The 14,763-nt window shown below is 59.5% G+C and carries 12 protein-coding genes; all 12 read left to right on the forward strand.

Annotated features, from left to right (window positions below; genetic code table 11):
- The first annotated feature begins 6 nt into the window (after positions 1 to 6).
- The 12 genes from prpB to AC0YNU_RS11505 all read left to right on the forward strand — a co-directional run bounded on the left by prpB (position 7) and on the right by AC0YNU_RS11505 (position 14,746).
- Positions 7 to 1,236 (forward strand): methylisocitrate lyase, encoded by a 1,230-nt coding sequence (gene prpB / locus AC0YNU_RS11450; protein ID WP_475756382.1) that lies wholly within the window; start codon positions 7 to 9, stop codon positions 1,234 to 1,236.
- 3 nt (positions 1,237 to 1,239) lie between these two features.
- The gene (locus AC0YNU_RS11455; protein ID WP_475756384.1) at positions 1,240 to 2,760 is read left to right on the forward strand and encodes a citrate/2-methylcitrate synthase; all 1,521 of its coding nucleotides are present in this window, start codon (positions 1,240 to 1,242) and stop codon (positions 2,758 to 2,760) included.
- A gap of 29 nt (positions 2,761 to 2,789) precedes the next feature.
- Complete coding sequence (locus tag AC0YNU_RS11460; RefSeq protein ID WP_475756386.1) at positions 2,790 to 4,235, forward strand: bifunctional 2-methylcitrate dehydratase/aconitate hydratase; 1,446 nt, start codon at positions 2,790 to 2,792, stop codon at positions 4,233 to 4,235.
- A 133-nt stretch (positions 4,236 to 4,368) separates the two neighbouring features.
- The gene (locus AC0YNU_RS11465) at positions 4,369 to 5,214 is read left to right on the forward strand and encodes an AraC family transcriptional regulator (RefSeq protein WP_475756388.1); all 846 of its coding nucleotides are present in this window, start codon (positions 4,369 to 4,371) and stop codon (positions 5,212 to 5,214) included.
- A gap of 79 nt (positions 5,215 to 5,293) precedes the next feature.
- A complete protein-coding gene (mgrA, locus tag AC0YNU_RS11470) occupies positions 5,294 to 6,286 on the forward strand; it encodes an L-glyceraldehyde 3-phosphate reductase (protein ID WP_475756390.1) in 993 nt (330 codons plus the stop codon).
- 248 nt (positions 6,287 to 6,534) lie between these two features.
- Positions 6,535 to 7,437 carry an AraC family transcriptional regulator gene (locus tag AC0YNU_RS11475; protein WP_475756392.1) on the forward strand — a complete coding sequence of 301 codons (903 nt, stop codon included), beginning with the start codon at positions 6,535 to 6,537 and terminating at the stop codon, positions 7,435 to 7,437.
- Positions 7,438 to 7,716: 279 nt separating this feature from the next.
- Positions 7,717 to 9,132: an ABC transporter substrate-binding protein gene (locus tag AC0YNU_RS11480; protein WP_475756394.1), complete on the forward strand. Its 1,416-nt coding sequence runs from the start codon at positions 7,717 to 7,719 to the stop codon at positions 9,130 to 9,132.
- A gap of 60 nt (positions 9,133 to 9,192) precedes the next feature.
- Positions 9,193 to 10,095 (forward strand): carbohydrate ABC transporter permease, encoded by a 903-nt coding sequence (locus tag AC0YNU_RS11485; protein ID WP_475756396.1) that lies wholly within the window; start codon positions 9,193 to 9,195, stop codon positions 10,093 to 10,095.
- A complete protein-coding gene (locus AC0YNU_RS11490) occupies positions 10,088 to 10,924 on the forward strand; it encodes a carbohydrate ABC transporter permease (protein WP_475756398.1) in 837 nt (278 codons plus the stop codon). The genes AC0YNU_RS11485 and AC0YNU_RS11490 overlap by 8 nt, the downstream gene beginning before the upstream one ends.
- Before the next feature lie 48 nt (positions 10,925 to 10,972).
- Complete coding sequence (locus AC0YNU_RS11495) at positions 10,973 to 12,052, forward strand: hypothetical protein (protein WP_475756400.1); 1,080 nt, start codon at positions 10,973 to 10,975, stop codon at positions 12,050 to 12,052.
- A 22-nt stretch (positions 12,053 to 12,074) separates the two neighbouring features.
- Entirely contained in the window at positions 12,075 to 13,649 is a 1,575-nt protein-coding gene (locus AC0YNU_RS11500; protein ID WP_475756402.1) for an FAD-dependent oxidoreductase, read from the forward strand.
- A gap of 35 nt (positions 13,650 to 13,684) precedes the next feature.
- The gene (locus AC0YNU_RS11505; RefSeq protein WP_475756404.1) at positions 13,685 to 14,746 is read left to right on the forward strand and encodes a Gfo/Idh/MocA family protein; all 1,062 of its coding nucleotides are present in this window, start codon (positions 13,685 to 13,687) and stop codon (positions 14,744 to 14,746) included.
- Positions 14,747 to 14,763 lie beyond the last annotated feature (17 nt).

Consider the following 14,763-nt stretch of genomic DNA (forward strand, 5'->3'; position numbering starts at 1 on the left):
AATTCCATGGACGGAGGCGGCATGAACGGATATCGCTGCGGCGCTGACAGCGGGAGTGGGTTTGGTGGCGAAGGAAGCAGTAGCGATAGCGATAAAGGCATGATCGGCTCAAGCGACGGCGGCAGCGCTGAAGGTGTACGTGGCAGCAGGGCTGGGAGTGATTCGGCAGGAACTCATGGCAGCGAGGCCGCGGGCAGTACGGAAGGCAAGCGCGAAAGTTGGGCTGTTCGCGGTGCAGAACGCGCTAGCGGTACCGGCGGCACTAGCGGGAGCGGGGCCGGCAGCGGCAGCTCTATCAGCACCAACGCCACTGCTGCGGGCATGCCTCGAAGCGGCAGCAGCAATCGGGCCTCCCCCGGCTGGCGCTTCAGGGAAGCGCTCCGGCAGGAGAAGCCGCTGCAGATCGCGGGTGCCGTCAATGCTTACGCCGCGATGCTGGCGCAGGCGACCGGCTTTCGCGCCTTATACGTCTCCGGCGCCGGCGTGGCGAACGCATCCTTCGGGCTGCCGGACCTTGGCATCACGACGCTGAACGACGTCACGGAAGACGTGCGGCGCATCGCGGGCGCGGTTGATCTGCCCATCCTGGTGGACGTCGATACGGGCTTCGGGTCTGCGTTCAACATCGCCCGAACGGTGCGGGAGATGATCCGCGCGGGCGCTGCGGGCATCCATATCGAGGACCAGGTGGCCGCGAAGCGCTGCGGCCACCGGCCGAACAAGGCGATCGTGCCGCCGGGCGAGATGGCGGACCGGATCGCCAGCGCGGCGGACGCCAGGCACGACGCGGATTTCGTGCTGATGGCCCGGACGGATGCGCTGGCCTCGGAAGGCATGGAAGGCGCGGTTACGCGCGCGCTGGCTTATGTGGACGCGGGGGCGGATATGATCTTCCTGGAGGCGGCGACAACGCTCGAGGAGTACCGGACGTTCGCCGATCGGGTGAAGGTCCCGGTGCTCGCGAACGTGACGGAGTTCGGCCGCACGCCGCTTTTTACCGTGGAGGAGCTGGGTGGAGCCGGCGTGGCAATGGCGCTGTATCCGCTGTCGGCGTTCCGGGCGATGAATGCGGCCGCGCTGCAGGCGTATCGGACGATCCGGGAGAAGGGGACGCAGGCGGACGCCGTCCATCTCATGCAGACGAGGGAGGATTTGTACGGGTATTTGGATTACTACGCGTACGAGCGCAAGCTGGATGCGCTGTTCGATTCAGGGAGGAAGCCGGAGGAGGGATGAAGGATGGCGGTGAAAAAGCCCGGGGGGCTGGCCGGCGTCGAGGCAGGCACGACGGCGATCAGCACGGTGGGAAAAGACGGCTGCGGGCTGACGTACCGCGGCTATGCGATCGAAGATTTAGCGGAGCACGGCAGCTTCGAGGAAACGGCGTACCTGCTCGTACGCGGCAAGCTTCCGAATGTCGACGAGCTGACGGATTACCGGCGCAAGCTGGAGGCCGCAAGCCGGCTGCCGGCAGCGCTGCAGCGGATCTTGGAGCTGCTGCCGGCGGACGCGCATCCCATGGAGGTGCTGCAGGCCGGCTGCGTCGCGCTCGGGACGCTGGAGCCGGAAACGCCGGAGCGGCCGGCAGCCGATCTGGCGGACCGGCTCATCGCGCTGACGGGCCCGATGCTGCTGCATTGGTACCATCATCACCGGCGGGGAAGCAAGGACGAAGGCACTGGCAGCAATGGAAGCGGGCAGTTAGCGGTTCAAACCGCCGACGATCAGCGGCCGATATTCACGGCGGATACGGATGACGGCGTGCCCGAATTCGGCGGCCCGGAGGAGGATGCGTCCAATGCGCTCGCGTCCGGTTCAACCGCTGGCCGGGCCGCGGATAACGGGCCGCTGTCCCATAGTGGCGCCAATGGTGCCGGGGCGGGCGAGGAAGCCGAGACAGCCGGCAGCGGTTCAGGTCCGGGCGGTCTCTCGGCTGGCGCTGCTCAGCCAGCCCACGGCGGAGCTGCCAGCAATTCTGCCAGCAGCCCCACCGGCGGCTCTGCGCCAAGCAGCAGCTCCACGGCCCGCAGCTCCTCGCCGGGCAGCCCGCAGTCCGCGGGCCCCGCAGAGGAAGCAGCCGACGAGGACTACACCGTCGCCGGCCACTTCCTCTATATACTTCACGGCAAACACGCCGCCATCCGGCATCGGCGCGTGTTCGATATCTCGCTCACGCTGTACGCGGAGCACGAGTTCAATGCTTCCACCTTTGCCGCCCGCGTCACCGCGTCCACGCTGTCGAATTTTCACGCCTGCATCGCGACGGGCATCGGCACGCTTCGCGGCAACCTGCACGGCGGCGCGAACGAAGCCGTCATGGAGCTGATCGAGCGGTTCGGGACGCCGGAGGAAGCGGCGGAGGCTACGCGCGCCAGACTGTCGGAGAAGCAGCTGATTATGGGCTTCGGCCATCGGGTGTACAGCGTGTCCGATCCGCGCTCCGACATTATCAAGAAATGGTCCGAGACGCTGTCGTACTGGTCGGAGGAGGGGTACTTGTACCCGGTATCGGAGGCGGTCGAAGCCGTCATGCGGGAGGAGAAGGCCCTATTCCCGAATCTCGATTTCTACAGCGCGACAGCTTATCACTTCATGGGCATTCCGACCGCCATGTTCACGCCGATCTTCGTCATCGCAAGGCTGGCCGGCTGGACCGCCCATATCATGGAGCAGCGGCGCAACAATCGCATTATCCGGCCGTCGGCCGCCTACGATGGACCGGATCGGCAGCCATGGCTGGAGCTGCATGCCAGGCGTTAGAACGACTCACGAGAGCGAGGTGATGGAGCGTGTCGCAAGCGCATGAACCGAACGTAAGACCCGAGCCGGATCAACTGCTCGTCGATATCGCCGATTACGCGGCGAATTACCGCATCCGGAGCGAGACGGCGTACGAGACGGCCCGCTATTGTTTGATGGATACGCTGGGCTGCGGCATTCTGGCTTTGAAATACCCGGCCTGCACGAAGCTGCTCGGGCCCGTCGTTCCCGGAGCGGAGCTGCCCGGAGGCGTCCGAATTCCCGGAACGTCTTACGAGCTCGACCCCGTGACGGCGGCGTTCAACATCGGGTGCATGATTCGCTGGCTGGATTTCAACGATACGTGGCTGGCGGCGGAGTGGGGACATCCGTCCGATAACCTCGGTGCGATCCTGTCCGCGGCCGACTATGTCAGCAGGCGGAATGACGCCGCCGGCAAACAGCCGCTCACGATGCGAGACGTGTTGACGGCCATGATCAAGGCGCATGAGATTCAGGGCGTGCTGGCGCTCGGCAACAGCTTCAACCGCGTCGGGCTGGATCATGTCATTCTCGTCAAGGTTGCGTCGACGGCCGTCGCTGCCGGTCTGCTCGGAGGCACGAAGGACGATATCGTCAGCGCGCTCTCGCATGCCTGGCTCGACGGACATCCGCTGCGCGTCTACCGGCACGCGCCTAACACGGGCTCTCGCAAATCCTGGGCGGCCGGCGACGCCGCCGGCCGCGCTATCCAGCTGTCATTCCTTACGCTGCGCGGCGAAATGGGCTATCCGTCGGCGGTCACGGCCAAAGGCTGGGGCTTCAGCGACGCGCTGTTCCGAGGCAATCCCGTCGCCGTCGAACGGCCTTTCGGCTCCTATGTCATGGAGAATGTCCTGTTCAAAGTCGCCTATCCGGCCGAATTTCACGCGCAAACCGCCGTCGAAAGCGCCGTCCGGCTCCACCCGCTGGTGTCGGGCAGGCTGGACGATATTGCCCGAATCGTCATCTCGACGCATGAGTCGGCGATCCGCATCATCGACAAGACCGGTCCGCTGCACAATCCGGCCGACCGCGATCACTGCCTCCAGTACATGACCGCGGTCGGGCTGCTTCACGGCAATCTAACGGCAGATCATTACGAGGAGAATGCCGCGGCGGACCCCCGCATCGACAGGCTGCGCGGACTGATGAAGGTGACGGAGAACGCCCAGTTCTCGCGCGATTACTTCGATCCGGATAAGCGGTCCATCGCGAATGGCGTGCAGGTCTTCTTCCGCGACGGCAGCATGACGGAGCAGGAAGTCACGGAATATCCTATCGGTCATCGGCGCAGGCGCGAGGAAGGCATTCCGCTGCTGCTTCAGAAATTCGAGGCGAACCTGGCGACGCATTACAAGAGCGAGCGGGTGCAGCGGCTGGTTCAGCTGTGCGGCAATCCGCAGGAGCTGGAAACGATGGCCGTTCATCGCTTCATGGACCTGCTCGCAAACTAGCAGCATGCTCTGCGCAAAGCCGGGGCGGCGGCTCTCCGCTGCCTTGGCTCGCAGACTTTTCCGGCTTAACTGTGCTATGATTGCTAGCAGATAGAGACGCTAGCAGCGAGCAGAGAGGAGGCCGGCAATCGGCATGGGAACTTCGATTTTCAATCCTGATCGGCCCTACAGCGGGAGTTCGGATTTGCAGCTGCTCTACTGGGGCAAGGAAAGCTGCGCTCCCGGCCATTCTGTCGGTCCAGGCATCCGAGAGGTCTACAAGGTGCATTTTATCCATGACGGGTTCGGACAGGTGACCGTCGGCGACTATACGTATCGGCTTTCGGCGGGCGAGGGATTCATCGTCTACCCGCAGGTCGTGACGCACTACGAGGCGGACGCGGACGAGCCTTGGACCTATTCATGGGTTGCGTTTCAAGGCGCGCAGCTGCGCGAGATTTTGGCCGGGACAAGCCTGTCTCCGGAGCATCCGGTATTCCCGATGGATCTGCGGACGATGCCGGGCCTCTACGACGCGCTTAACGAAGCGGTGTCCCATGGAGGGGCGGCGGGCCTGCGGCTCACCGCGCTGCTGTACGAGTTCATGTTCGCGTTGACGGAAGCGGCGCCTGCCTCGTCGGCCACGCCCGCTGCCCGCAAGCAAGACGGCTATGTGCACCGCAGCATCGCCTTTATCCAGACCCACTTCTGCGAAAATATATCCGTCGGCCAGCTCGCCGCCCACATCGGCTTGGATCGCAAATATTTCTCCGTCCTGTTCAAGGAAGCGCTGGGCATGCCGCCGCAGCAGTATTTGCTGCACTATCGGATGGACAAGGCATGCGAGCTGCTGGAGAGCGGTGCTTATACCGTGGGCGAAGTGGCGCGTTCGGTAGGGTATCAGGATGCGCTGCTGTTCTCGAAAATGTTCAAAAAAGTGAAGGGCGCCTCCCCGAAGCGCTTCATACCGGTCGGCATAAAGCCTGACTTTGTGACATAACAATCAGCCTTGCTGACATTGGCTCATCTTTTGCCTTCCAGTAAGATGGGAAGTGTGAAATGACGAGGAGGATGCAGCGATGACTTATATAGCAGAACAAGAACGATACGACAAAATGACATACAATCGTTCCGGAAAGAGCGGGCTTCGGCTTCCGGCGATCTCGCTCGGGCTGTGGCATAACTTCGGCGGCATCAACGTGCTGGAGAATCAGCGCGTAATGGCAAGAAGGGCGTTCGACCTGGGCATTACCCATTTCGACCTTGCGAACAACTACGGACCGCCGCCGGGCTCCGCGGAAGAGAACTTCGGCACGCTGCTGAAGCAGGATCTCGCGCCGTACCGGGACGAGCTCATTATTTCGACAAAGGCCGGATACTACATGTGGCCGGGTCCTTACGGCGAATGGGGCTCCAAGAAGAACCTCGTCGCGAGCCTGAACCAGAGCCTGAAACGGATGGGCCTCGACTACGTCGATATTTACTACCACCACCGTCCGGACCCGAACACGCCGCTGGAAGAAACGATGAGCGCGCTCGATCTGATCGTCCGTCAGGGCAAGGCGCTGTACGTCGGCCTGTCCAACTACTCGGCGGAGCAGACCCGCGAAGCGTCGCGGATTCTGAAGTCGCTCGGCACGCCGTGCCTCATCCACCAGCCGAGCTATTCGATGATGAACCGCTGGATCGAGGACGGTCTGCAGGACGTGCTGGACGAAGAGGGAATCGGATCCATCGCCTTCTCGCCGCTTTCCGGAGGCATGCTGACGGACCGCTACTTGAACGGCATCGCGCCGGATTCGCGCGCAGCAGGCCCTTCGGTCTTCATGAGACCGGAGCAGGTGACGGAAGAGCGTCTTGCCAAGGTCCGCAAGCTGGACGAGCTGGCGAAGTCCCGCGGCCAGAAAATGTCGCAGATGGCGCTCGCTTGGGTACTCCGCGGCGGCCGCGTCACGTCCGCCCTCATCGGCGCGAGCAAGGTCAGCCAGATCGAGGATGCCGTGGGCGCGCTGTCTGCGCTTGAATTTACTAGCGAAGAGCTGACGTTGATCGACGGTATTTTGCAAGGGTAACCGATTAGAACGCAGGGCATCTTCGGATGCGCTGCGTTCTTTGATTAGGCGGAGAATAGCACCGCGGCACGACCCCAACCCAGACACTTGGAAAAAAGTGTCCCGGTTGGGGTTTTTTGTGCTTTAATGAATTCATTCCGAGGGCCAAGCCCCGAATGAAGCATCTTTAGCAGAGAACGAGGTCCCGGACGGGTCCGATGCCGCACGCCGGGGAATCCTCGTTTATCCCATGCACAGGAGGTTTTATTTTGGCGCATGACCGTAAACGATTTCATTTTGATAACCTGTACTTCCTGAATCCGAAGCAGTACGAGCTGTTCACCCTCTATCAGATCGGCGATTTAAGCTGCGATTCCGGGTATATTCTGCAGGAGCATACGCAGGTCTGTTATGAGATCACCTACATCATGTCGGGGAAGGGATGGTTCTCGACCAACGGCAAGCGAAGCGAAGTGGAAGCGGGGGATCTGTACATCAATATCCCCGGCGAGGTGCATACGGGAGGCGCCGACGACAAGGAGCCGTTCCGGTATTTCTACGTGGGCTTCCTCTTCAACCTGCAGCCGGACGACGATTACCGCGAGAGCTACGAGAGTCCGTTCATCCACATTCAGAAAATGATGGACAAGCGCGACAACCCGCTGACGCGGGACCGTCTGGACATGCAGCACACGTTCTTGAGCGCGCTGAAGGAATTCCGCAACATGTCGCATTATTCCCAGATGATGACGCAGACGTATTTGAACCAATTGATCGTGCTCATGTACCGCAATTTCTTCTCCGACTGGGACAGCACGTACCACTACGACCAAGGCAATGGCGGAGCGAAGGAAATCGTCTACAACGCGATCAGCTACATCGACAACAACATGCTGACCATGCAGGATCTGGCGGAGGTCTCCAGGGTGCTCGGGTACAGCTATTCGTATCTCTCGCATTTGTTTACCGAGGAGACGGGCATCAGCCTGCGCAATTTCTATTCGCAGAAACGGTTGCAGAAAATGATCGAGCTGATGAAATCCCAGACGTGCAGCATCACGGAGATCGCCTCGACCATGCAGTATCAGTCCATTCACTCGTTCAGCCGCGCGTTCAAGAAGGCGGTCGGCTTGTCGCCTACCGAGTACATTCGTCTGTATGTCAAAGAGTGAGCTGTGTTCAATGTTTTGGGAGTGACCGGAGTGTCGATATGGAGTCGGAAAAGCGTGAGCGTTCGCCTTTGTAGTCAGATTTCTACCGCTACTCACTTAAAAATTCGAGGAAATCTGAACTACAACAGCGATTGGAGACCCATATCGACCGCAGGTCATGCCCTTCCCATCATCTAAACAATGGCACAACTTTAGAGCATGAATGGTTAAATACAGCCCATCTTCATTCAGGTAAGATCACCTTAAGCAACGAACTCTTGAAGAGGAAGAGGGGACGATATGGGAAATGCGAGACGGTTGGCTTCCATCGCATTGGCGGGGAGCATGGCATTCGCGATGTTGTCGGCATGCGGCAACGGGAACTCGGACGACGGAAACGCGTCTGCGTCGAATGCGAATAAACCAGATGGGAACTCGGCGGGCAAGAACGCGAACGGCAAGAACGCAGCGGGCACTAACGCGGAGGGAACGAACTCGGCGGGCACGGCGGACGATACGCCGAAGAAGGACATCACCTTGAATTTCTGGACCATTTCGCTCAGCCCGAACTTCGACGATTACATTAACGGCCGCATCGAGAAGTATCAGGACGAGCACCCGGGCATTACGGTGAAATGGACCGACTTGCCCTACGGCTCGATGGAGAACAAGCTGCTGACTTCCATTGCCGGCGGCAATTCTCCCGATGTCGTCAACCTCAATACCGGCATGGCGCTGACGCTCGCGGCGAAGAACGCCCTTGTCGATCTGAACAAGGAGGCGACGGACGAGCAGCGTTCCATCTATTTCCCCGACCTCTACAATTCCACCAAACTCGGCGAAAGCGCGTATGCCTTTCCTTGGTACTTCGGCTTATCCGTCTTCATGTACAACAAGAAAATTTACGAAGAAGCGGGCCTCGACCCGAACAAACCGCCCGTCACGCTGGATGAGCTGAAGCAGCAGGCCGTTCAGATCAAGGAGAAAACCGGCAAGTACGGCTTCACGCTCGTCTCCAATCCGCCTGCCGACCTGTATTTCTCCGGCGTGCCGATGATCAGCGAAGACAAGAAGACGATCATCCTCAACACGCCCGAAGCGCTGGCGTGGGCGAAATGGAACAAGGCCTTGTATGACGAGGGCGTCATACCGAAGGACAGCGTCGGCGCCGATGCCAATTACGCGACCGACAAATACCAAGGCGGACAGATCGCGACGCTGACGACGGGCGCGAATTTCTTGAACCGCGTCAAGACGAACGCCAAGGATGTATTCGACAACACGCTCGTAGCCAAAATGCCGGCGAAGAAGGAAGGCGGCAACTATCAAGCCAGCTTGATGGACGTCGTCGTGCCGACGATGAGCAAAAACCATAAAGAAGCGATCGATTTCGCCAATTACATCACGAACGACGAATCGCAGCTCGAGTTCTGCAAAGTGGTTAATATTTTGCCGTCCACGAAGAAAGCCGCAGCCGATCCGTTCTTCACCCAAGGCGGCGACGATCCGGAATCCAAAGCGAAGATCATCGCGGCCTCGATGGTCGGCCAGGCGAAGGACTTTACGCTCGGCATCAAGGACGAATCGAAGGTGCTGGATCCACTCTGGAAAGGCTGGACGAAGATGATGCTCGGCCAGCAGTCGCCGGAGGAGATGCTGAAGACGGCCGAAGCGGAGATGCAGAAGCAATTGGATGCCGTCAATGCGGAAGGCTAAGTCGACTTGCGGGGAGTGAGCGTCTTTCTCCCCGCTATCCAGGGGAAGGGGGATATCGTGTTGGCTGCAAAATGGTCCAAACAGCAGAGGAGCCGGGCCCGTTTCGCTTATCTGATGATCGCTCCCGGCGTCCTGCTGCTGCTCGTGTTCACCTTTTACCCGATCATATACGGCCTTCCTCTCGCGTTCACCAACTACTCCGCCCTCGATACGACGAAATGGATCGGGATGAAGAATTTTCAGCGCGCGTTCCATGATCCGGATTTCTACGTTGCCCTGAAGAACTCGCTGATCTATGTCATCGTCGTTCCGATTATCCAGATCCTTGCGATCTTGATGGCGGTGCTGGTCAATACGAAGCTGAGATTCGTCGGCTTGTTCCGGGTCGCCTTCTTCATCCCGGTCGTCACGTCCATGGTAGCGGCGGCGATTGCTTGGAAATGGATGTACGAGGAACAGGGGATCCTCAACTATATTCTGCGAAGCATCGGACTCACCCATCACGATATCGCGTTCATGGTGGAGCCGAAGTATGCCTTGGCAGGCGTCATGCTGGTGACGATTTGGAAAGGGCTCGGCTATTACATGATGATCTATTTGGCCGGTCTCCAGTCCATTCCGAGCGAGCTGCAGGAAGCGGCGAGAATCGACGGAGCTAACCGCATGCAGGTCATTCGCCTGATCACGATCCCGCTGCTGATGCCTTTCGTGCTGCTATGCTCGCTGCTTTCGGTCATGGGCGCGATTCGCGTCTTCGACGAGATCTTCGTCATGCACGGTCCCAAGGGCGATCCGATCAATTCGACGCTGGTGGCGAGCGTGTACACGTACAAAGTGGCGTTCCAGGATTTCGATTTCGGCTATGCGGCCGCCATCGGGCTTGTCGTCGCGCTGATCATTCTGGTGTTCTCCTTGTTCATGTTCCGGTACACCCGAAAGGGAGGGCTGACCTACTATGAGTAAGCCTGTCTCACTGCGGAGAATCGCATCCGCGACCATCCTGTACGCGCTGCTGGTCTTGACGGCCCTCCTGTGCCTGGGCCCATTCCTATGGCTGCTGTCCACCTCCCTGAAGGTGAACGCGAACGTCTATAAGTTCCCGCCGCAGCTCATTCCGTGGCCCCTCAATTTCAAGAACTTCAGCGACGTGTTCCACATCATGCCGCTCTGGACGTATATCAAGAACACGGTGCTGATGACCGGGATGGGCGTCCTGCTGAACGTGATCATCTGCACGATGACGGCGTATCCGCTCGCGCGCATCGCGTTCCCGGCACGGAATTTCGTCTTCTATGCCATCGTGAGCACGATGATCCTGCCGAACGCGGCCGGGATGATCGTCAACTTCATCATCATTCAGAAGCTGCATCTGTATAACACGATCCTCGGCATCGTCCTCCCGTCGGCGGTCAGCGTATTCAACATTTTCCTGCTCCGGCAGGCGTTCATTACCATTCCGAACGATATGGAATATTCCGGCCGGATCGACGGGGCGGGCGAGTTTCGGATATTCTGGAACATCATGGTGCCGATGGTCCGTCCCGCGATCGCGACGGTCGTCATCTTCGACTTCATGGCTTTCTGGAACAGCATGATCTGGCCGATTATCATCCTGGACGACAAGGAGAAGTATCCGCTCGCCGCGGCACTGCAATATTTACAGGGAAACTTATCCTATAACTTCCCGTACATTGCGGCCGGGACGATCATCTCCGTCATCCCGATCATCCTGATTTTCCTTGTGCTGCAGAAACAGTTCATCAACGGCATGGTCGGCGCGGTCAAAGGATGATTTGACGACGGCTCGTGATCCCCACAATCGAGAAAATGAGGAGTGGTTATGATGAAACGTAAAATCGCATTGGCAGTATCGCTTGGATTGGTTGGCGCAACTACGGCTTTCGCGGCAGCGGCGCCGACGCCGGCGACGGTTCCGGTCGCCTCCCTTCAACCCGCCGTTCACCTCGAGAAGCCGCAGCTGACGGGCGTAGGCGGCAAGCTGCTGCTCAGCGACTCTCCCGAAACGTTCGCCGCTGCAGGCGCATTCTACCGAGACACGGCCGAAGGCGAGTTTCGCGTGTTCTGGCATCATCAGAACGAGGCGCCGCAAACGTTGACGGTGGGCGTCGCGATCACGAACACCTCCGCGGACACGGTCGCGTTGTATCTCGAGGGCAACGGCGTCGGAACGAACGTATACGTCGACGTCGCCGGGCAATCCGCGCTCGCCGATTTCATCGCGTCCGAGAGTAAGCGCACGCTGGCCGCGAAGCTGGCCCCGGGCGAAAGCTACTACGTCGACGCGCCGACGGACAATAACATTACGAACAGCGGCATCGTTCAGTTCGAAGCGACGACCGTCAAAGGAAATCATCCGGCGCAAGTCACGGCGACCGTATTAAGCTATGATGCGAAGCCGGAGCATCCGGAGCAGGTCGCGGTGCTTCCGGAAGATTCGCATACGCGGGGGACGTTCCCTCATTTCGACCGGACCGGCACGATTCAATACGATACCTCCGTCGGCAACGCCTACTTGCGCATCGATTCCGCGGCATACGGCCAGTGGAGCGACGCGATGCCCGGCGAATACGAGGACGGTTGGGATGCGGTGGACGGCAACAAGCCCGTCATCAACAACGGCAACTACGGCGTGATGTATCGCTTGAATACCGAAATCGTCAACAGCTTCCATCACCCAAGACAGGTCGGCCTATTCTTGAATCCGTCGGGCGGATACGGACACTATGTGGTCAAATGGAACAAAAACATTTTCCAATCCGGATACCTGACGTACGAGAACGCATGGAACATTACCAACTTCAAGCTGAATCCGAACGGCGGCACGTACAAGTCCGAATTGAGCCTCACAGGCGGGGCGGCCGGCCCGCAAGTCATCTATTTCACGAACCAGGAGAAATAACGGAACCGAGGAGGCTTGCCCGATGAGCAAGGAGATGCATGCCGATCTGGTCATTATCGGCGGCGGGACCGGCGGATGCGCGGCGGCGCTGGCGGCTGCCAAGATGGGCCTGACCGTCATCATGACCGAAGAAACGCCCTGGATCGGCGGCCAGCTGACGAGTCAAGCGGTGCCTCCCGACGAACACCCGTGGATCGAGCAGTTCGGCTGCACGCGGAGCTATCGCCGATTTCGCGAAGGCGTGCGGCAGTACTACCGGGACTATTTTCCGTTGACGACCGAAGCCAGAGCGAACGTGTTGTTGAATCCGGGCAACGGCTGGGTAAGCCGCATCTGCCATGAACCTCGAACCGCGCTAGCCGTGCTTCACCATATGATGGCGCCTTATATCCACAGCGGCCGGCTGACGATTCTGACCCGGCATCAGGTTGAGTCGGCACGCACCGAAGGGGACAACGTCGTGTCGGTCACGGTGCGGGGACTGGATCAGCCGGATCGCGTGGAACTGACGGCCCCGTACTTCCTGGATGCGACGGAATGCGGCGACGTCCTGCCGCTCGCCGGCGTCGAGTATGTCACCGGCTCGGAGTCGCAGCGCCAAACCGGAGAGCCCCACGCGCTGGAAGGCGATCCGCAGCCGATGGACATGCAGGCGTTTACGTATTGCTTCGCCATGGATTATCTCGAAGGGGAGAACCATACGATCGACAAGCCCGCGCAGTATGCGTTCTGGCGCGATTACAAGGCGGACTTCTGGCCGGATCGACTGCTGAGCTGGACGGGAGTGAAACCGGCAACTTTGGAGCCGGTTCAATTCGAGTTGTTTCCGGGCAAAGACTGGATGTCGCTGATGGGTTATCGGAGGATCGTCGACAAGAGCAATTTTGCCCCCGGCACGTATCGGGGCGATATCTCGCTGGTGAATTGGCAGCAGAACGACTACTGGCTCGGATCCGTGATCGACGTGAGCGAGGAAGAGAAGGCGCGCCACCTCGCAGGGGCCAAGCAGCTGAGTCTGTCGCTGTTGTATTGGATGCAGACGGAGGCTCCCCGGCCTGACGGCAAGCAGGGCTATCCCGGCCTGCGCCTGCGGAAGGACGTCGTCGGCACGTCGGATGGGCTTGCCATGGCTCCTTACATTCGCGAATCTCGCCGGATCAAGGCCGAGTTCACGGTACTGGAGCAGCATCTGAGCACGGAATGCCGCGGAACGGAAGAGGCGGAGCCGTTCACGGATTCCGTCGGCATCGGGTGCTATAGGATCGATCTTCATCCGAGCACGGGGCTGCGCCATTACATCGATATTTCCAGCCTGCCGTTCCAAATTCCGCTAGGGAGCCTGATCCCTGTCCGCGTCAACAATCTCTTGCCTGCAGGCAAGAACATCGGGGTCACCCATATCACGAACGGCTGTTATCGGCTGCATCCCGTTGAATGGAACATCGGCGAAGCGGCCGGCTATCTGGCTGGCTACTGCTTGCTGCATGGCATCAAACCGCGGGAGATCCGCAATCGTCAGGAGCAGCTGCTTGCCTTCCAGAAGCTGCTGGTTCAAGAAGGTATCGATCTCGCATGGCCGGAGTCGCGTCCGGTCTGAGCTTCACGACTAACCATAAGCAGGGAGTGTCTACTATGACGAACACCATTCGCATTGGCGTTATCGGAGCGGGCTCGATCTCGGAAAGCCATCTGAGATCTTACCTGAAGAATCCGAACGCCGAGCTCTATGCCATCTGCGATTTGAACGAGAATCGAGCGCAGGCCAAGGCCGACAAGTATGCCATCGCGCATGTCTATACGGACTATCTCGAACTGCTCGCGAATCCCGATATCGATGCGATCAGCATCTGCACGTGGAACAACAGCCATGCGGAGATCAGCATCGCGGCTCTGAATGCGGGCAAGCACGTGCTGTGCGAGAAGCCGTTGTGCCGGACGGTCGAAGAGGCGCTCCAAGTGGAGCAGGCCGTGCGGCACAGCGGCAAAATCCTGCAGGTCGGCTTTGTTCGGCGGTACAGCGCCAATACGAGGATCGTCAAGGAAATGGCGGACCACGGCGAGTTCGGCGAGATCTATTATGCCAAGGCGTCCTGTATTCGTAAGCTCGGGAACCCTGGAGGCTGGTTCTCCGATCAAGAGCGCTCCGGCGGCGGGCCGCTGATCGACGTCGGCGTTCACGTCATCGACCTATGCTGGTATTTGATGGGCAGGCCCAAGGTGAAGTCGATCAGCGGCAATACGTACAAGAAGCTGGGCAACCGGGCGAACGTGCAGAACCTGGCCTACTACAAGTCATCCGACTACGACGCGGGGCAGAATACCGTGGAGGACATGGCCAATGCGCTCATCCGCTTCGAGAACGGGGCTTCGCTCTATGTCGATGTCAGCTTCACGCTTCACGCGAAGGAGGACGAGCTGACGGTCAAGCTGTACGGGGAGAAGGGCGGCGTGGAGCTGGAGCCGTCGCTGACCTTCATCACGGAGAAATACGATACCATTCTCAACATGACTCCGCAGATCAATAACCTCTCTTTTGATTTCGCGGCTGGGTTTCAGGACGAAATCAATCACTTTATCGAGGTGTGCAGCGGCAGCAAGCCGACATTAAGCCCGGTCGAGGACGGCGTCGAAATGATGAAAATGCTTTGCGGCATTTACGAGTCTGCCGCGACGGGAGAGGAAATCCGGTTCTAACGACGGATGCGAGGAGC

Source organism: Paenibacillus sp. J31P316 (assembly GCF_056269105.1).

Coding starts and splice junctions, on each gene's coding strand:
- prpB (WP_475756382.1), top strand. CDS start 7: ATGGACGGAGGCGGCATGAACGGATATCGCTGCGGCGCTGACAGCGGG.
- AC0YNU_RS11455 (WP_475756384.1), top strand. CDS start 1,240: ATGGCGGTGAAAAAGCCCGGGGGGCTGGCCGGCGTCGAGGCAGGCACG.
- AC0YNU_RS11465 (WP_475756388.1), top strand. CDS start 4,369: ATGGGAACTTCGATTTTCAATCCTGATCGGCCCTACAGCGGGAGTTCG.
- mgrA (WP_475756390.1), top strand. CDS start 5,294: ATGACTTATATAGCAGAACAAGAACGATACGACAAAATGACATACAAT.
- AC0YNU_RS11480 (WP_475756394.1), top strand. CDS start 7,717: ATGGGAAATGCGAGACGGTTGGCTTCCATCGCATTGGCGGGGAGCATG.
- AC0YNU_RS11490 (WP_475756398.1), top strand. CDS start 10,088: ATGAGTAAGCCTGTCTCACTGCGGAGAATCGCATCCGCGACCATCCTG.
- AC0YNU_RS11495 (WP_475756400.1), top strand. CDS start 10,973: ATGATGAAACGTAAAATCGCATTGGCAGTATCGCTTGGATTGGTTGGC.
- AC0YNU_RS11500 (WP_475756402.1), top strand. CDS start 12,075: ATGAGCAAGGAGATGCATGCCGATCTGGTCATTATCGGCGGCGGGACC.
- AC0YNU_RS11505 (WP_475756404.1), top strand. CDS start 13,685: ATGACGAACACCATTCGCATTGGCGTTATCGGAGCGGGCTCGATCTCG.